The organism is Nocardioides halotolerans DSM 19273 (assembly GCF_000422805.1).
In the GTDB taxonomy this organism is placed as follows: Bacteria; Actinomycetota; Actinomycetes; order Propionibacteriales; family Nocardioidaceae; genus Nocardioides; species Nocardioides halotolerans.
This window is the reverse complement of the sequence record NZ_KE383922.1, coordinates 598,641-616,024: the sequence shown is the minus strand read 5'-3', so window position 1 is coordinate 616,024 and position 17,384 is coordinate 598,641. Positions and strand designations below refer to the sequence as shown.

Below are 17,384 nucleotides of genomic sequence, written 5' to 3'. Positions count from 1 at the left end.
CCTAGGCGCCCGGCTCTGCGGGCTCCTTGCGAGCGGCCTTCTCCCGCTCGATCTGCGCCTTCGCCGCCTCGGCCTGGAGCCGGGCGCGCGACTTCTGCTTCGGCTTCTTCAGCGGCCTGGTGGGCCGCTCCCCGCGCGGGCCGTGGCGCCACTCGTCGTAGAGGAGATAGCAGAAGCCGAAGATCGCGAGCAGCCCGAAGAACCACCACTGAAGCCCGTAGAAGAAGTGCGGCCCGTTGTTCAGCTCCGGCAGCTCGACGGGCTCGAGGGACGTCTCGGGCTCGGGGTCCTCCGAGCGCAGCTCCACGAACCCGCCGTAGACGCGATGGCCGATCGCCGGGCCGATCTCGTCGCTGCTGATCGCCCGCGCGGACAGGTCGGCGACACGGGTGCTGTCACCCGTGCCGTTGGCGCGCACGTAGCCCGTGACGTCGACCTCGCCCGCCGGCGGGGCGGGGACGTCACCCCGGTCGGCGCCGCTGGGGTTGGTCTCGAGCCAGCCCCGGTCGACGAGGAGGGCGGTGCCGGAGGCGGTGACCAGGGGTACGACGACGTCGACCCCCTGCGCGCCGTCGCGGGTGCGGTAGCGGATCACCACCGTGCGCGCGGCGTCGTAGGTGCCGGTCGCGCTGACCACCCGCCACTCGTCCTGCTCCGACGGGTCGCGGTCCGGGCTGAGCACCTCGTCGACCGGCGTGACCGCGCGGTGCTCGTTCGTGCGGACCACCGTGTTGTCCGCCTTGCGGTCCTCGAGCCGGCGGAACTGCCACCCGCCCAGCCACCACGCGGCGTACGCCAGCACGGCGACGACCAGCGCGAACAGGATCCAGCGCCGGCTCAGCAGGAACCCGAACGAGCGCACCCGGCGAGGCTACCCAGCGGCGGGCCAACCTCCCGAAACGTAGGATCGGGGCGTGCAGCCGCTCTCCGACGCCTACGGCCGGGTCGCCACCGACCTGCGGGTCAGCCTGACCGACCGCTGCAACCTGCGCTGCACCTACTGCATGCCCGAGGAGGGCCTCGACTGGCTGCCCCTGGAGTCGCAGCTCACCGACGACGAGGTGGTCCGCCTGATCACCGTCGCGGTGGAGCGGCTCGGCGTCCGCGAGGTGCGGTTCACCGGCGGCGAGCCGCTGGTCCGGCGCGGGCTGGTCGACATCGTGCGCCGCACCGCGGCGCTCGAGCCGCGGCCCGAGACCTCCCTGACCACCAACGCGCTCGGGCTGGCCCGGACGGCCGCCGCGCTGGCCGAGGCCGGGCTCGACCGGGTCAACGTCAGCCTCGACACGATCCGGTCCGAGACCTTCCACGAGATCACCCGGCGCGACCGGTTCGCCGACGTGGTCGCCGGGCTCGAGGCGGCCCAGGCGGCCGGGCTTGGGCCGGTGAAGGTCAACGCCGTGCTCCTGCGCGGGGTCAACGACGACCAGGCGCCCGACCTGCTCGGCTGGTGTCTCGAGCGGGGCTACGAGCTGCGGTTCATCGAGCAGATGCCGCTGGACGCGCAGCACGGCTGGACCCGCGAGGGCATGGTCACCGCCGACGAGATCCTCGCGGCGCTCGAGCAGCACCACGTGCTGGTGCCCGCCGTGGAGCCGCGCGGCAGCGCGCCGGCCGAGCTGTTCCTCGTCGACGGCGGCCCGGCCACGGTCGGCATCATCGCCTCGGTGACCCGCCCGTTCTGCGGCGCCTGCGACCGGGTGCGGCTCACCGCCGACGGGCAGGTGCGCAACTGCCTGTTCGCCCGCGAGGAGTCCGACCTGCGCTCGGCGATGCGGGCCGGGGCCACCGATGACGAGCTGGCCCAGCGCTGGCTGACCGCGATGGCGGGCAAGCTGCCGGGCCACGGCATCGACGACCCGACGTTCCTCCAGCCCGACCGGCCGATGTCGGCGATCGGCGGCTAGCGACCAGCTGGCTCAGACGCTCTCGTCGGCGCCGTCGACGTGCTCGACGACCTCCTTGAGGAAGCCGCGGGCGCCGAGGAAGTCCGACAGCGAGGCCTTGTGGTCCTCGCAGGCGAGCCACACCTTGCGGCGCTCCGGCGTGTGCAGCTTGGGGTTGTTCCAGCGGAGCGCCCAGACGGCCGGAGCGGTGCAGCCCCGGGCGGAGCAGATGTCGGTCACGGTAGGTCCTGGAAATGTGAAAGTGGTGCCGGCCAACCACGGGGAGAGCTGTCCGGCACCACACCGCCCGAGCAAGCCCACGCGGCTCTAGAAGTGTTCCACGTCCGCGCCGGGAATCAAACCGCAGATGCGGACGAATTCTCCGCGACCCCTGCTACGGCCCTGTCTACGGTCGGTCGCCGGCCCCGAGCTGGCGCCGCTCGGGCCCGTGGTCGACCAGCGCGAAGCCGTCGCCCTTGGTCGTGGCGGCGTTCGCCATCACGACGGCGACGTAGGGCAGGACCAGGGCGCCGGCGATGAGGACGGCCCACACCCAGGTGGGGCTCCCGAGGAGGGAGGCCACGATCGCGCCGACGAAGCAGATCGTGCGGATGGTCATCGAGAACAGGTAGCGCTTCTGGCGCGACGCGATGTCGTCGTTGCGGCTGGCCGCTGCCGAGGTGATGCGGACCGCCTCGGGCTCGCGGCTGCGCTCCCGGGCCATGGCTCAACTCTACGCCGGGGGTGAGGAGCGCGAGCGTCGGTACAGTCGGCGCATGACCAACCGCACCTATCGCGTCACCGAGATCGTCGGCACGTCCAACGAGGGCCTCGAGCAGGCGGTCCACAACGGCGTGGAGCGCGCCGCCAGGACCCTGCGCCACTGCGACTGGTTCGAGGTGACCGAGGTGCGCGGCCAGATCAAGGACGGCAAGGTCGAGCACTTCCAGGTCGGCCTCAAGGTCGGCTTCCGGCTCGAGGACGACGAGTAGTCGCCGACCCGGCACCCGGGACCGGTTTCCGCGTACTCCCGGGTAGTCGATAGCGTCGATCGGGTGACGGAGGAGAGCGAGCCCCAGGCCGAGCCGGTGCCCAGGTCGGTGCTGGTGACCGGCGGCAACCGCGGCATCGGGCGGGCGATCGCCGAGGCGTTCGTCGCCCGGGGCGACCAGGTCGCGGTGACCACCCGCAACGGCGGCGCCCCCGACGGCACGCTCGACGTGCGCTGCGACATCACCGACGCCGAGCAGGTCGAGGCGGCGTTCGCGCAGGTCGAGGAGGCGCACGGCCCGGTCGAGGTGCTGGTGGCCAACGCCGGCATCACCCACGACACCCTCCTGCTGCGGATGTCCGAGGACGACTGGTCCTCGGTCATCGAGACGAACCTGACCGGCTCCTACCGGCTCGCCAAGCGCGCCGCCAAGGGGATGCTCCGGCTGCGCCGCGGCCGCATCGTCTTCGTGTCCTCGGTCGTCGGCCTGCTGGGCTCGGCCGGGCAGGTCAACTACGCCGCCTCCAAGGCCGGGCTGGTCGGCATGGCGCGCTCGATCGCGCGTGAGCTCGGCTCCCGGTCGATCACGGCGAACGTCGTGGCGCCGGGCTTCGTCGAGACCGACATGACCGGCGTGCTCACCGACGAGCAGAAGGCGGCGATCAAGGCGCAGGTGCCGCTCCAGCGGTACGCGACGACGGACGAGGTGGCCGCCGCGGTGACGTGGCTGGCCGGCGACGGAGCCGCCTACGTCACGGGGGCCGTGATCCCCGTCGACGGCGGACTCGGAATGGGGCACTGATGAGCGGCATCCTCGACGGCAAGCGCATCCTCGTCGCGGGCGTGACGATGGACAGCTCGATCGGCTTCGCCGCGGCGAAGTACGCCCAGGAGCAGGGCGCGACCGTGCTGATCTCCAACTTCGGCCGCGCCCTCGGCATCACCCGGCGCATCGCCAAGCGGCTGCCGAGCGAGCCGCCCGTGCTCGAGCTCGACGTGACCGACGACGAGCACCTCGCCGGGCTGGCCGACCAGGTCCGCGAGCACCTGGGCGAGGGGGCCGGGCTCGACGGCGTCGTGCACTCGATCGCCTACGGCAACCCCGAGACGCTGCTCGGCGGCAAGTTCCTCACCGGCCCGTGGCCCGACGTCGCCCAGGCGCTCCAGGTCTCGGCGTACTCGCTGATGTCGCTGACCCAGGCGTGCCGCCCGCTGATGGGCCCGGGCGCGTCGGTGGTCGGGCTGACCTTCGACGCGACCGTCGCGTGGCCGGCGTACGACTGGATGGGCGTGGCCAAGGCCGGCCTGGAGTCGACCTCGCGCTACCTCGCCCGCAACCTCGGCGAGGAGGGCATCCGCGTCAACCTGGTCTCCGCCGGACCGCTGCGCACCCTGGCGGCCAAGGCGATCCCCGGCTTCAGCGACCTCGAGGACATGTGGACCACGCGCGCGCCGCTCGGCTGGGACAACGCCGACCACGAGCCGACCGCCAAGGCGATCTGCGCGCTGCTGTCCGACCTGTTCCCGGCGACGACGGGCGAGATCGTGCACGTCGACGGCGGGTTCCACGCGACGGGCGCCTGACCGGCCCGTTTGGGTAACGTCCGGCACGTGCCCGACGAACCCGCGTCCCTGGTCGAGCTGCGGGTGCTGGAAGGCCCGAACCTCTACTTCCCGCGCGCCGCGATCAAGCTGACCCTCGACATCGGCGGCCTGGCCGCCGTGCCGGAGGACACGGCGCGGCGGTTCGCGCAGCGGATCGGCCTGCGCAACGCGCGTCCCGGCACGCCGGACACCGGGTTCCGGCAGCGGTTCGCGCTGCGCGCGGTGGGCCGGCTCGTGCGGGCGATCGCGACCGAGTCGGGCTCGACGCGGCTCGCCGTCCGCGTGCGGCCCACCAGCGACCCGCACCAGATCGTCGTGGCATTCCCGTGGCGGCACCGCACCCGCGCCCAGGTGATGGGGTCGGCGGTCGCCGAGGTGCTCGACGCCGTGCCCGGCGGCGAGATCGACAGCGTGGTCGGCGCGGCGGCGGCGCGGGTGGCCGCGTCCGCCGACGGGCCCGGGCCGCACACGATCACGCCGAGGATCCCCGTCGTCGCGGTGACGGGCACCAACGGCAAGACCACGACGTCCCGGATGATCGCGCACATCGCGCGCGCCGACGGCCGGCTGGTCGGCTGGTCCAACACCGACGGCATCTACATCGACGGCGAGCTCGTCGAGGCCGGCGACTACTCCGGGCCCTCGGGCGCCGGCCGCGTCCTCGCGCACCCCCAGGTGCAGCTCGCGGTCACCGAGACAGCGCGCGGCGGCATCCTGCTCAAGGGGATCGGCCTGACCCGCAACGACGTCTCGGTGGTCACGAACGTCTCCGCCGACCACCTCGGCCTCCAGGGCATCGACACGCTCGACCAGCTCGCCGAGGTGAAGGGCGTCGTCCCTCACATCACCCGCAAGGACGGCTGGGCGGTGCTGAACGGCGACGACCCGCGGGTCTTCGCGATGCGCACGACGGTCAAGGCGCAGCCGTGGGTGTTCTCCCGCGACCCGGACTCACCGGCGATCCGCGAGGTGCTCTCCGACGGTGGTCGGGCCACCACGGTGATCGACGGGTGGATCTCGGTGCTGCTGCCGCACCGCGACCCCGACCCGCTGGTCGAGCTGGTCGACGTGCCGATGACGCTCGCCGGCCTGTCCCGCTTCAACGTCGAGAACAGCCTGGCCGCGGCGTCGGCCGCGCTGGCCATCGGCATCCCGCGCGACGTGGTGGTCGAGGGGCTGCGGACCTTCCTGCCGGACGCCGAGCACAACCCGGGGCGGATGAACTTCTTCTCGATGCCGTCCGGGGTCTCGGTCGTGATGGACCTCGCCCACAACGAGGCCGGTCTCGAGGCGATGCTCGAGATCATGAACGGCGTGCGGGCGCCCGGGTGCCGCCTGCTGCTCGGGCTGGGGGCGGTCGGCGACCGCACCGACGGCCTGATCGAGATGCTCGGCGAGATCGGCGCCCGCGACAGCGACCTGGTCGCCATCGGGCACAAGCAGCGCTACCTCCGCGGCCGCACCACCGACGAGCTCGAGGCCCTGCTGCGCGCCGGGGCCGAGCGGGTCGGCGTCACCGACGTGCCGGCGTACGACACCGAGGTGGCGTGCCTCGCGGCGCTGGTCGACCAGGCGAAGCCGGGCGACGTGGTCGGCCTCATGTGCCACGCCGAGCGCGAGGAGGCCTACGCCTGGATCGCCGAGCACGGAGGCACGCCGGACAGCCCGGAGACCCTGCGCGACAAGGTGCGAGCGGCCCAGGCGGACTGATCGAGCCTGCGTACTCACGCGGGAACGCCGATGCCCCTGTCACGGTCGCGGGATGGACTCTCTGCTCGCCCTCGTCTTCTACGCCGCCTTCTACGGCGGACCGACGCTCGTGACGATCGGGCTCGTCCTCCTGTTCGTGATCAAGGTGTGGCCGAAGGTGAGCTGGTCGCCGAAGGCCGCGATCTGGATGACCGGAGTGGGCTTCGGGCTGTGCGTCGTGGCCGTCATGTTCATCTGGTGGCTGGTCTCGACGATCGGGTCCTAGACAGCGCGGCGGGATAGTCCCAGACGTTCTGGACACCGACCTCGCGCGTCGCTGTACCGAATGTCTGGGACTATCCCGCTACCCGTGAGATTGGACCAGATGAGTGGCTCGTGATCGGCCCTTCGATCGGGCCGCGACCGCCCTAGCGTTGAGGTCATGAGCACCTCGACAGACCACCTGCACACCATCGCGACCCGTCTCGACATCGACGCCGCGGCGCCGGCGTTCAGCAAGGCCGTCGCCCACCTCGACAACGCCGCGACCCGCGAGCTCGACCGGGTCGGCATCCAGGCCGGGCTCCGCGACCTGCTCAAGCTCCGGGCCAGCCAGCTCAACGGGTGCGCCTACTGCGTCGACATGCACGCGAAGGACGCCGTCACCCACGGCGAGCCCCACCAGCGCATCCACGCGGTCAGCATCTGGCGGGAGATGCCGTTCTTCACCGACAAGGAGCGCGCGGCGCTCGCGTTCACCGAGTCGGTCACCCGGGCGAGCGAGACGCACGTGCCGCAGGAGGACTACGACGCGGTCGCCGAGCACTGGTCGGACGACGAGGTCGCCGCGCTGGTGGCCCTGATCGTCACCATCAACGCCTGGAACCTCATCGGCGTAGCCACGCGGGCGTGGGAGCCGGCGCTGGACGCCTGACTGACGCGGCGCAGCGGACGGATGCGGCCGCCGGTGCGGCGGTCAGCAGGCAACCCGAACGGCCCGCAACCGAGCTCCCGGAGGTTGCTGGCTGACCGCTCCACCGGGCCGCACCAGAGCGGCGGTCAGCACCCAACCCGAAAGACCCCCGACCGGGCTCCTGGAGGTTGCTGGCTGACCGCCACCCCGGCCGTCAGCCCTCCACCGGCGCCGCGGCGACGTAGTCGGGGTCGGCGGCGGGAGCGTCGGGGCTGAGACCGGCGCCGGCCTGGGCCTGGGGAGACCAGTTCTCGAGCTCGGTCATCACCTCGGCGTGCTTGTCGACGCAGATCACCACCAGGTCACCCTTGTTGGCGCGCGCCATGGCGTGCCGGACGGCGGCGATCTCGTCGAGGTTCACCTCGACCTGCTTGCAGCGCGCGCCCTCGGCCATCGCGGCCCGCACGCCCTCGGCGACGAGGTCGGCGACCGCGCCCCGCTCGCGGCCGCGCAGGGCGACGTCCTCGCGCACGATCACGACGTCGAAGTGCTGGGCCGCGATGTGCCCGAGCTCGCGCATGTCCTCGTCGCGACGGTCGCCGGCGGTGGCGATGACGCCGATCCGCGACGGGCGGGCGAGCTCGTGGGACGACTCCAGGCTCGCACCGACCCGGTCGACGAAGTCGCCGAGCATCTTCATGCCGGGGGCGTTGTGGCAGTAGTCGACGATGACGTTGACGCCGTTGACCTCGACCTCGTTGAGGCGGCCGGGGGAGAGGTAGTAGTTCGTCGAGAACGACCGCAGGCCCTGCCGGATGTCGTGCAGCGGGGCACCGGCCGCGAACGCCGCTGCGGCGGCGGCCAGCGAGTTCTGGACGTTCATCCGCGCCCGGCCGCCGAACGTCGCCGGCAGCAGGTGGGTCCAGGCGAGCTGCATCTCGCGGGGGCCGTGCTTGACGACGATCATCTCGCCGCGCTCCGACGGGTTGAGGACCAGCGCCTTGCCGCCCCGGCGGCAGTGCGCGTCGATCATGTCGCGGGTCTCCGAGCCGGGCTCGTCCATCGAGAACCACACGACCTGGCCCGAGCAGCGCCGCCGCATCTCGCGCACCAGCGGGTCGTCGGCGTTGAGCACGGCGTGGCCGTCGCGCGGCACCGCCTCGACCAGCACCGCCTTCACGTCGGCGAGCTGCTCGACGGTGTCGATGCCGCGCAGGCCGAGGTGGTCGGGCTGGACGTTGAGCACGACGGCGACGTCGTTGCGCTCGTAGCCGAGGCCCTCGCGCAGGATGCCGCCGCGGGCGACCTCGAAGACCGCGAAGTCGACGCGCGGGTTCTGGAGCACCATCCGCGCCGACCGCGGGCCGGAGGCGTCGGCCCGGATCACCAGGCGCTCGTCGATGACCACGCCGTCGGTGGAGGTCATGCCGACCTTGCGGCCCATGCCCTTGAAGATGTGGCTGATCATCCGCGACGTGGTCGTCTTGCCGTTGGTGCCGGTGACGGCCACGATCGGGATCCGCGAGGTCGCCCCGGGCGGGAACAGCATGTCGACGACCGGCTTGGCGATGAACTGCGGCTCGCCGATCGTCGGGTGCGTGTGCATCCGGAAGCCCGGGGCGGCGTTGATCTCGCAGATCGCCCCGCCCGTCTCGCGCACCGGCTCGGTGATGTCGGGGCAGATGAAGTCGATGCCGGCGATGTCGAGGCCGACCATCCGCGCGGCCTCCTCGGCGATCTCGACGTTCTCGGGGTGGGCCTCGAAGGTCCGGTCGATGGAGATGCCGCCGGTCGACATGTTGCCGGTGAGCGCGAGCTTGACCATCTGGCCCTCGGGCGGCACGTCGGTCATGGCGTAGCCCTGCTCGCGGACCAGCTCGACCGCCGCGTCGTCGACCTTGATCCGGGTCAGCACCTTCTCGTGGCCGACGCCGCGCCGCGGGTCGGCGTTCGCGGTGTCGACGAGCTGCTCGACCGTCGAGACGCCGTCTCCGGTGACCGACGCCGGCACCCGCTCCGCGATCGCCGCGATCCGGCCGTCGATCACCAGGCAGCGGTAGTCCTTGCCGACGATCAGCGACTCGACGACGATCACCCCGCGTCGCGACTCCTCCGCGGCGATCGGGAACGCCGCCCGCACCTCCGCCTCGTCCTGCAGGTCGAGGCAGACGCCGCGGCCGTGGTTGCCGTCGAGCGGCTTCACGACGACGGGGTAGCCGATGCGCTCGGCGGCCCGCACCGCCTGGTCGGCCGTGCGCACGGTGTCCTGCTTGGGCACGGGGAGGCCCGCCGCGCCGAGCAGGCGCGTGGTGAGGTCCTTGTCGGAGGCGATGTCGACCGCGATGGCCGAGGTCGCCGAGGTCATCGTCGCGCGGATCCGCTTGGCGCGGACGCCCTGGCCGAGCTGGACGAGCGAGTACTGGTTGAGCCGGATCCAGGGGATGTCGCGCGAGACGGCCTCGTCGAGGATGGCTTGCGTCGAGGGGCCGAACGCCGTGCGCTCGGCGCGCAGGATGAAGCTCTCGAGCTCCTGCTCCCAGTCGAGCTCCGGGTCGGCCTGGACGAGGTGGTTGACCAGGCGGACGGCGAGGCGGGCGGCCGCGAGCCCGACCTGCTCGTCGACGTACCCGAAGACGACGTTGTAGTGCCCCGGCTGGCCCTTGACCTGGCGGGTCTTGCCGCGCCGGATGTCGTGCCCGACGACCTGCTGGAGCGCCAGCGCGGTGTGCTCGGCGACGTGGCCCAGCCAAGTGCCCTCGTGGAGCCGCTCCACGAAGCCGCCGCGCTTGCCGCGGGAGCAGGAGTGCTCGCGCAGGCCGGGCAGCATCTCGAGCAGGTTGTCGGTGAAGCCGGGGATGGTGTTGGTCGGGAACCGCTCGAGCGACCCGAGGTCGACCACGAGGTGGATCGCGCGCTCGTAGGACCAGACGTTGGCGCCGCGGTAGACCCGCGTCTCGAGGATGGTGAGGTCGGGCGTGGGGCGCTCGGTCATCAGTCGTCTCCGTCCAGGTACGGGTCGTCGTCCGGCCGGGCCGGGTGGGGGTCGGCCTTGCGGGTGCGCCGGAGCCGGCGCCGCAGCACGCTGGGTGACGCATCGCTCGCGGCGATGTCGCGCGCCATCTGGCGCAGGTCGCGGCCGGCCTCCTCGATCTCGGCGGCCTCGAGCGGGTCGACGTGGGTCTCGAACGGCAGCAGCTCGCGCGTGCGGAGGTCGAACCTCGCGCCCTGCGGCAGCACGTGCAGGACGACGCCGCTGGCGAGCAGGGGAGCGGAGCGCTTCGCGTCGAAGGCGTTGGTGGTGATCCGGCTGGGGTCGAGGATCGTGACCGCGCCCCGGCCGACCACGCTCAGGACGTCGTCGCGCACGACCGCAGCGGTGTCCTCGTCGATGCCCATGCCGATGAGCTGGGGCGACTGGGCCACGATCATCAGCAGTCGGCCGTAGCGGTTGCGCTGGGCGAAGTGCTGGTCGATCACGGTGCTGGGGAGCAGGCCGAGGCCAGCCGCCATCTGGGTCATCCGCTGCTTGGGGGTGCTGCCGCCGACCCCGAACGCCGGCATGTGGCTGGACTGGATCGACGCCCCCGCCGACGTCCCGCCGACCACCGCGCCGCGCTGGTGCGCCGCGACGATCGCCTCGCCGATCGGGGTGCCGGAGACGATCGCGCTCAGCTTGAGCTGGTTGCCGCCGGTCATGAAGATGCCGGTGGCCTTCTCCAGGACGCCCACCAGGTCGGGGTCGTTGGCCTCCTCGCGGCTCTCGGGGCGCACCGTCGTGACCTCGGCGGCGCCCTCGACGCGGAACAGCGCGTCGTAGACGTCCACGATCTCGTTGCCGAGGCTGGAGGCGGTCGGGATGACCGCGATCCGGGCCTCGGTGCCCCCGGCGGCGGCCACGAACTCCCGCAGGATCCGGCGCTTGCGCAGCTTGTCCTCGGCGCCGCCGATGATCATGAGTGGTCCCCGGGGCATGGGTGCCACCTTATGGCGTCGTGCCCTCGGAGCCACCGGGGTAGGGACGTGCCACACTCTCGCTCGTGAAGACGCTGGTGGTGATGCGGCACGCCAAGGCCGAGCAGTCCGGGGCGAGCGACATCGAGCGTCAGCTGACCGACCGCGGCCTCGTCGACGCGACCGAGGCCGGGCAGTGGCTGGCCAACCGCGGCATCGAGCCCGACCAGGCGCTGGTCTCCGAGGCCGTCCGTGCCCAGCAGACCTGGGAGGCCGTCAACGACGGTGGCGGCTGGGACCTCGAGGCCACCTCCAACGACGCCCTCTACGAGGCCGGCACCGAGACCGCCCTCGACCTGGTCCGCGAGACCGACGAGCTGATCCGCACGCTGGTCGTGGTCGGCCACAACCCGACGATCGCCTCGCTGGCCGCCCTCCTCGACGACGGCGAGGGCGACGACGAGGCGAGCACCGAGGTCACCCTCGGCTTCCCGACCAGCGCGCTGGCGGTGTTCTCCTACGACGGCGACTGGGAGGACCTCGACGAGGCCTCCGCGAGCGTGGTCGCCTACCACGTGGGCCGGGGCTAGACCGGCGGAGCGGGCGTCACGATCCCCTCGGCGGCGTCGGCCGCCTCGATCTCCTCGCGCGAGATGCCGAGCAGGTAGAGGATCGTGTCGAGGTAGGGCACGTTGACGGCCGTGTCGGCGGCGTCGCGCACGACCGGCTTGGCGTTGTAGGCGATGCCCAGCCCCGCGGCGTTCAGCATGTCGAGGTCGTTGGCGCCGTCGCCGATCGCGATGACCGACGCCTCGGTCAGGCCGAGCTCGGCGGCGAACTCGCGCAGCGCCCTCGCCTTCCCGGCGCGGTCGACGACGTCGCCGACGATGCGCCCGGTGAGCTTGCCGTCGACGACCTCGAGCTCGTTGGCACGGGAGAAGTGGATGCCGAGGTCCTCGGCGAGGCGGTCGGTGATCTGGCTGAAGCCTCCGGAGACCAGCGCGAAGCGGTAGCCGAGCCGGCGCAGGATCCGCACGAGCGTGCGCGCTCCCGGCGTCAGCTCGATGGCGTCGTAGACCGCGTCGAACGCCGACTCGTCGACGCCCTCGAGCAGCTTGACCCGCTCGCGGAGGGACTCCTCGAAGTCGAGCTCGCCGCGCATCGCGGCCTCGGTCACCTCGCCGACCTCGCTGCCGTAGCCCGCGTGCTCGGCGAGCATCTCGATGACCTCGCCCTGGATGAGCGTGGAGTCGACGTCCATGACGATCAGCCGCATTCCGCGGCGCTGGAGGTTGGCGGGCTGCACGGCGACGTCGATGCTCTGGCGCGCCGCCTCGGCAGCGAGCGTGGCCCGCAGGCTGTCGGTGTCGATGCCGGAGACGTGCAGGTCGATCGCGGTCACCGGGTAGCGCGCCATCCGCTCGATCCGGTCGATGTTGGCGCCACTGTCGGCGATCCGGCCCGCGACCGCGGCCATCGCCGAGGCCTTGAGCGGCGTGCCGATGACGGTCACGTGCGACCGGCCGAGGCCACGGGTGCGGTTGTCGCCGGTGCCGCGGTCGACCTCGACCTGCATCCCGAGCTCCTTCGCGGTCGCCTCGACGGCGTCGCGGAGCTTCTTCCAGTCGCGGGGGATGGTGACCAGGACGCCCAGGATGAGCCTGCGCCGCAGCACGATCTGCTCGAGGTCGACCACCTCGACCCCGGCTCGCGAGAGGGTGGCGAAGACCGCGGACGTGACCCCCGGCCGGTCCTTGCCGGTGAGCGTGATGAGCAGCGTCTCCGGTCGCGGGCCCCGATCGTGGTTCATCGTCGCTCACGCTATCGCTGCGCGGGGCCTGTCGGCGGCACGGTCCATGGTGGTCCGACTCGTGCTGCTCCTGACCGGCCTCCGGCCTGAGTCACTCCGGGGGCCACACCTCGGGTGACGCGGCGGCGACCAGCGCCCGCCGGGCGGCCCGTCCCAGCGACGACAGCGCGACGCGGCGGCCATCGACCTCGGCGGCGCTCAGCGCTCCGCCGTCGTCCTCGAGCGCCAGGTCCACGATCTCCAGCGCCTGCCGCGCGCGCTCGGCCAGCTCCACGCACCGGCGCGGCACACCCGGCGGAGCGGCGGCCCGGGGGCGGTGCCGCAGGTTGAGCAGCCGGTCGGCGACCTCGGGTCGCCAGCGCGCCACGTCGAGGGCGGCCAGCGCGTCGGCCGCCTCGGGCAGCGCCGCCCGCAGCCCCCGGTCGGCCTCGCCCACGTCGGGGACCTGGCGGCGTTCGGCGGCCGTGACCGACCAGGTGACCGCCGCGCCCACCCGGGTCGGCACCAGCCCGTGCAGCGCGAACCCGGCCGCGTCGAGCGCCACGACAGCCTCACCCGCCTCCAGGGCGGCGGCGTTGAACGCCGCGGGCCCGCCGAGCCCCACCGGGTCGCCCTCGGCGGGCAGCGCCGCGCCGAACGCGTCGGCGCCCGACGTGCGGAGCCGGCCCAGGCCGGTGAGCAGCGGCTCGGTGCCGGAGCCCTCGAACGCCAGGAGGTGCGCGGCGTCCTCGTCGAGCACCGCGTCCATGAGGTGGTCGGCGACGACGTGCCCGCGCAGCCAGGCCGTGCCCCACCATGCGAGTCGCACCGAGGCCGGCAGCGGGTTCGCAGCCACGCTCACGACCGGCGAGGCTACGCCGCGGTCGGTCGGGGGTGGTCAGTAGGGTGGCGGCCATGGCCGCCGTCCTCGAGTTCGCCGGGGTGACGGTGCGCAAGGGGCGGGCCACCCTGCTCGACGAGATCGACTGGACGGTCGAGGAGGACGAGCGCTGGGTGGTCCTCGGGCCCAACGGCGCCGGCAAGACCACGCTGCTGCAGGTCGCCTCGGCCCAGCTGCACCCCACCACCGGGGTGGCCGGGATCCTCGAGGAGGTGCTCGGCACCGTCGACGTCTTCGAGCTGCGGCCGCGGATCGGGCTGACCAGCGCCGCGCTCGCGGAGCGCATCCCGCGCGGCGAGGCCGTCCGCGACGTCGTGGTCTCCGCGTCGTACGGCGTCGTCGGCCGCTGGCGGGAGGACTACGACGACCTCGACCACGGCCGCGCGCTCGAGCTCCTGGAGGAGCTCGGGGTCAAGCACCTCGCCGACCGCACCTTCGGCACCCTCAGCGAGGGCGAGCGCAAGCGGGTGCAGATCGCGCGGGCCCTCATGACCGACCCCGAGCTGCTCCTCCTCGACGAGCCGGCGGCGGGGCTCGACCTCGGCGGGCGCGAGGACCTCGTCTCCACCCTCTCGGTGCTCGCGATGGACGCCGACTCGCCGGCCACCGTGCTGGTCAGCCACCACGTCGAGGAGATCCCGCCCGGGTTCACCCACGTGCTGCTGCTCCGCGACGCCCAGGTGGTCGCCGCCGGGCTCCTCGACCAGGTGCTGACCGAGCAGAACCTCTCCGAGACCTTCGGCATGCCCCTCGTGCTGCAGCACGCCGGTGGCCGCTGGTCCGCTCGGCGCAGGCAGCGCCGAACAACCATCCACTAGGGTCCCCGGCATGGACTGGCTCGGTGACCACCTCCCCGCCGTGTGGCTCGGCATCGCCATCCTGCTCGGCGTGGCCGAGCTGGCCAGCATGGACCTCATCCTGCTGATGCTGGCCGTCGGCGCGCTCGTCGGGATGCTCGTGTCGTTCGGGGCGGGCTTCGCCGTCTCCGCCATCGCCGCGGCGGTCGCCTCGGTCGCCTGCCTCGCGCTGGTCCGGCCGACGCTCGTCAAGCGGCTGCACGCCGGCCCCGAGCTCTCCCTGGGCCACGGCAAGCTCGTGGGCCAGCAGGGTCTGGTCACCCAGCGGATCACCGGGCTCGAGGCGGGGCGGGTCAAGGTGGGGGGCGAGATCTGGTCGGCCAAGCCCTACGACGAGAGCCTGGCCATCGACCCGGGCAGCACCGTCGAGGTGCTGGAGATCCGCGGAGCCACCGTCTACGTCCATCCTGTACCGAGCATCGAGTCCTAGCTCCCGAAGGAGTACCTCAATGGGCGCACTCATCGTGCTGATCCTGCTGGTCCTGCTGTTCCTGTTCGTCGTCACCCTGCTCGCCAAGACGGTGCGGATCGTGCCGCAGGCGCGCGCCGGCATCGTGGAGCGCTTCGGGAAGTACAAGCAGACCCTCCCGGCCGGCCTCAACATCGTCGTGCCGTTCATCGACAAGGTCCGCTACCTGATCGACCTGCGCGAGCAGGTCGTGAGCTTCCCGCCCCAGCCGGTGATCACCGAGGACAACCTGGTGGTCTCGATCGACACCGTCATCTACTTCCAGGTGACCGACCCGATCGCGGCGACCTACGAGATCGCCAACTACATCCAGGCGGTCGAGCAGCTCACCATGACCACCCTGCGCAACATCGTCGGCGGCATGGACCTCGAGCAGACGCTGACCAGCCGCGAGGAGATCAACCACGGCCTGCGCGGCGTCCTCGACGAGGCGACCGGCAAGTGGGGCATCCGCGTCAACCGCGTCGAGATCAAGGGCATCGACCCGCCGCCGTCGATCAAGGACGCGATGGAGAAGCAGATGCGTGCCGACCGCGACAAGCGGGCGCTGATCCTGTCCGCCGAGGGTCAGCGGCAGTCCTCGATCCTCACCGCGGAGGGCAACAAGCAGTCCGCGATCCTGAACGCCGAGGGTGACCGCGAGTCGCAGATCCTGCGTGCCCAGGCCGACCGCGAGTCCGCGATCCTCCGGGCGCAGGGTGAGGGACAGGCCATCCAGATGGTCTTCCAGGCGATCCACGACGGTCAGCCCGACCAGGCGCTGCTGGCCTACCAGTACCTCCAGATGATGCCCAAGCTCGCCGAGGGCGACGCCAACAAGGTGTGGGTCATCCCGTCGGAGATCACCAAGGCGCTCGAGGGGCTCGGCTCCTCGGTCCACGAGATCGCGGGCATCCCGAAGGAGTCGGGCGGCCCGCGCAAGCGCGTCGACATGGGCAGCTACGAGCCCGCCAAGCTGGCCGGCAGCGGTGCCCTCGCGGACGCCGAGGTCAGCAAGGCCAACCAGGCCGTCCAGGACGCGATCGCCGAGGCGGCCGAGGCTGCCAACCCGGGCGCCTCCGGCTCGAGCGCACCGGCGGAGGGCGCAGCACCGCCGGCGCCGCCCGCGCCGCCGGCCGGTTCCGACGACCCGCCGCCGCCCACGGGGCCACCCGCCTCGTAACCTCGCAGGGTGTCCCTGCTCGAAGCCATCGCCATCGGCCTGGCCGGGCTGGCCGCCGGGACCATCAACACCGTGGTGGGGTCGGGAACGCTGATCACGTTCCCGACCCTCCTCGCGTTCGGCGTGCCGCCCGTCACCGCCAACGTCTCCAACACGATCGGCCTCGTGCCCGGCTCGGTGTCGGGCGTGGTGGGCTACCGGCGCGAGCTCACGGGGCAGCGGTCCCGGGTGCTGCGCATCGGGGTCGCCTCGCTCCTCGGGGGCGTGCTCGGCGCGGTCCTGCTGCTGGTGCTTCCCGAGGGCGCGTTCTCGGCGATCGTCCCGGTGCTGGTCGGCCTCGGCATCCTGCTGGTCGTCTTCCAGCCGCGCATCACCGCGTGGGTCGAGGCCCGCCACGACCGCCCGGGGATGCCGGCGCGCGACCCCGTCGTGGGCGCGCGCTGGGTGTGGCCGGCCGTGCTCGGCGCCGGCGTGTACGGCGGCTACTTCGGCGCCGCCCAGGGTGTCCTGCTGATGGGCGTGATGGGCGTGGGCATCCCCGAGACGCTGCAGCGGCTCAACGCCCTCAAGAACGTGCTGGCCGCCATCGTCAACGCCGTCGCGGGGCTGTTGTTCGCGGTGGTCGCGGACGTCGACTGGAGGATCGTGGCGCTGATCGGGGTCGGCTCGGTGATCGGCGGCCAGGTCGGCGCCACCGTCGGCCGGCGCCTGCCCAGCCCGGTGCTGCGCGGGACCATCGTCGTCGTCGGGATCGTCGCCCTCGCCGTGTTCCTGCTCGGCTGAGGGCGCGTGCCCGGCGGCTCAGCCCTTGCTGCGCAGGCCCGCGAACCCGGCCAGCACGGCGCCGACCGCCGGCGCGACCAGCATCGCGCCCGTCCGCGTCGGCACGGACTTGTCCTGAACGCCCAGCACGCCGGTGGCGGCGTCGGCCAGGTCGACGCCGATGCCCGCGAGGATCAGGTTGCGCCGGGTGGTGCCGCGGGCCAGCAGCGTGGCGGTGCCGATCGCGACCTCGCGCGACCCGAACAGGCGGGCCAGGTAGGGGGTCTGCGGGTTCTTCGCGACGTCGAGGCCGAAGAGCCTCGCGGCGAGCGCGGGCTGCACGAGCGCGAGGAGGCCGATGGCGATGCGGCCGAGGGAGAGTCCGATCACGGGGTTCACGTGGAGGACA

Annotated in this window: 20 protein-coding genes; 12 read left to right on the top strand and 8 right to left on the bottom strand. The window is 72.6% G+C overall.

Translation table 11 applies throughout. From position 1 onward, the window contains the following. Position 1: 1 nt before the first annotated feature. Positions 2–862, bottom strand: coding sequence for an SURF1 family cytochrome oxidase biogenesis protein (locus G514_RS26710; RefSeq protein WP_051247439.1), 861 nt, complete (start codon positions 860–862; stop codon positions 2–4). A gap of 52 nt (positions 863–914) precedes the next feature. Here G514_RS26710 and moaA point away from each other — a divergent pair, with 52 nt between their 5' ends. Next, positions 915–1,907: a GTP 3',8-cyclase MoaA gene (moaA, locus tag G514_RS0113615; RefSeq protein ID WP_028652199.1), complete on the top strand. Its 993-nt coding sequence runs from the start codon at positions 915–917 to the stop codon at positions 1,905–1,907. A 12-nt stretch (positions 1,908–1,919) separates the two neighbouring features. On the opposite strand, the gene G514_RS0113610 is transcribed toward moaA, so the two are convergent. After that, positions 1,920–2,126 carry a hypothetical protein gene (locus G514_RS0113610; protein WP_028652198.1) on the bottom strand — a complete coding sequence of 69 codons (207 nt, stop codon included), beginning with the start codon at positions 2,124–2,126 and terminating at the stop codon, positions 1,920–1,922. A gap of 166 nt (positions 2,127–2,292) precedes the next feature. After that, the gene (locus G514_RS26705) at positions 2,293–2,610 is read right to left on the bottom strand and encodes a DUF3099 domain-containing protein (protein ID WP_036564670.1); all 318 of its coding nucleotides are present in this window, start codon (positions 2,608–2,610) and stop codon (positions 2,293–2,295) included. A 52-nt stretch (positions 2,611–2,662) separates the two neighbouring features. Here G514_RS26705 and G514_RS0113600 point away from each other — a divergent pair, with 52 nt between their 5' ends. The 6 genes from G514_RS0113600 (at position 2,663) to G514_RS0113575 (ending at position 7,105) form a co-directional block, all read left to right on the top strand. After that, positions 2,663–2,878, top strand: coding sequence for a dodecin (locus G514_RS0113600; RefSeq protein WP_028652197.1), 216 nt, complete (start codon positions 2,663–2,665; stop codon positions 2,876–2,878). A gap of 96 nt (positions 2,879–2,974) precedes the next feature. Then, positions 2,975–3,679 carry a 3-oxoacyl-ACP reductase FabG gene (gene fabG / locus G514_RS0113595; RefSeq protein WP_028652196.1) on the top strand — a complete coding sequence of 235 codons (705 nt, stop codon included), beginning with the start codon at positions 2,975–2,977 and terminating at the stop codon, positions 3,677–3,679. Further along, positions 3,679–4,461, top strand: coding sequence for an enoyl-ACP reductase FabI (gene fabI, locus G514_RS0113590; RefSeq protein ID WP_028652195.1), 783 nt, complete (start codon positions 3,679–3,681; stop codon positions 4,459–4,461). The genes fabG and fabI overlap by 1 nt, the downstream gene beginning before the upstream one ends. A 27-nt stretch (positions 4,462–4,488) precedes the next feature. Next, entirely contained in the window at positions 4,489–6,192 is a 1,704-nt protein-coding gene (locus G514_RS26700) for a Mur ligase family protein (RefSeq protein WP_245582205.1), read from the top strand. Positions 6,193–6,244: 52 nt separating this feature from the next. After that, entirely contained in the window at positions 6,245–6,457 is a 213-nt protein-coding gene (locus G514_RS0113580; protein WP_028652194.1) for a hypothetical protein, read from the top strand. 156 nt (positions 6,458–6,613) lie between these two features. Continuing rightward, a complete protein-coding gene (locus G514_RS0113575; RefSeq protein ID WP_028652193.1) occupies positions 6,614–7,105 on the top strand; it encodes a carboxymuconolactone decarboxylase family protein in 492 nt (163 codons plus the stop codon). A gap of 193 nt (positions 7,106–7,298) precedes the next feature. Here G514_RS0113575 and cphA read toward each other — a convergent pair whose 3' ends face one another. Beyond that, on the bottom strand, positions 7,299–10,076 hold the full coding sequence (cphA, locus tag G514_RS26695) for a cyanophycin synthetase (RefSeq protein ID WP_036564669.1): 2,778 nt from the start codon (positions 10,074–10,076) through the stop codon (positions 7,299–7,301). Further along, positions 10,076–11,056, bottom strand: a complete 981-nt coding sequence (locus tag G514_RS26690; protein ID WP_051247437.1) for a cyanophycinase — start codon at positions 11,054–11,056, stop codon at positions 10,076–10,078. The genes cphA and G514_RS26690 overlap by 1 nt, the downstream gene beginning before the upstream one ends. 65 nt (positions 11,057–11,121) lie before the next feature. Here G514_RS26690 and G514_RS0113560 point away from each other — a divergent pair, with 65 nt between their 5' ends. After that, entirely contained in the window at positions 11,122–11,625 is a 504-nt protein-coding gene (locus G514_RS0113560; protein ID WP_028652192.1) for a SixA phosphatase family protein, read from the top strand. On the opposite strand, the gene serB is transcribed toward G514_RS0113560, so the two are convergent. Both serB and G514_RS0113550 read right to left on the bottom strand, forming a co-directional pair. Next, positions 11,622–12,845, bottom strand: coding sequence for a phosphoserine phosphatase SerB (serB, locus tag G514_RS0113555; RefSeq protein ID WP_028652191.1), 1,224 nt, complete (start codon positions 12,843–12,845; stop codon positions 11,622–11,624). The genes G514_RS0113560 and serB overlap by 4 nt on opposite strands. A 91-nt stretch (positions 12,846–12,936) precedes the next feature. Beyond that, on the bottom strand, positions 12,937–13,686 hold the full coding sequence (locus tag G514_RS0113550) for a hypothetical protein (RefSeq protein WP_028652190.1): 750 nt from the start codon (positions 13,684–13,686) through the stop codon (positions 12,937–12,939). A gap of 53 nt (positions 13,687–13,739) precedes the next feature. On the opposite strand from G514_RS0113550, the gene G514_RS0113545 reads away from it, so the two are divergent. Genes G514_RS0113545 through G514_RS0113530 form a run of 4 tightly spaced genes read left to right on the top strand, consistent with a single transcriptional unit; the run spans position 13,740 to position 16,996 of the window. Continuing rightward, positions 13,740–14,543: an ABC transporter ATP-binding protein gene (locus G514_RS0113545; RefSeq protein ID WP_028652189.1), complete on the top strand. Its 804-nt coding sequence runs from the start codon at positions 13,740–13,742 to the stop codon at positions 14,541–14,543. Positions 14,544–14,553: 10 nt separating this feature from the next. Then, positions 14,554–15,012 (top strand): NfeD family protein, encoded by a 459-nt coding sequence (locus tag G514_RS0113540; protein ID WP_028652188.1) that lies wholly within the window; start codon positions 14,554–14,556, stop codon positions 15,010–15,012. Positions 15,013–15,031: 19 nt separating this feature from the next. Continuing rightward, positions 15,032–16,213, top strand: coding sequence for an SPFH domain-containing protein (locus G514_RS0113535; RefSeq protein WP_028652187.1), 1,182 nt, complete (start codon positions 15,032–15,034; stop codon positions 16,211–16,213). A 9-nt stretch (positions 16,214–16,222) separates the two neighbouring features. Then, positions 16,223–16,996 carry a sulfite exporter TauE/SafE family protein gene (locus G514_RS0113530; RefSeq protein ID WP_028652186.1) on the top strand — a complete coding sequence of 258 codons (774 nt, stop codon included), beginning with the start codon at positions 16,223–16,225 and terminating at the stop codon, positions 16,994–16,996. Between the two features lie 18 nt (positions 16,997–17,014). Here G514_RS0113530 and G514_RS0113525 read toward each other — a convergent pair whose 3' ends face one another. Beyond that, the gene (locus G514_RS0113525) at positions 17,015–17,374 is read right to left on the bottom strand and encodes a DUF4267 domain-containing protein (protein ID WP_028652185.1); all 360 of its coding nucleotides are present in this window, start codon (positions 17,372–17,374) and stop codon (positions 17,015–17,017) included. Between the last annotated feature and the right edge of the window lie 10 nt (positions 17,375–17,384).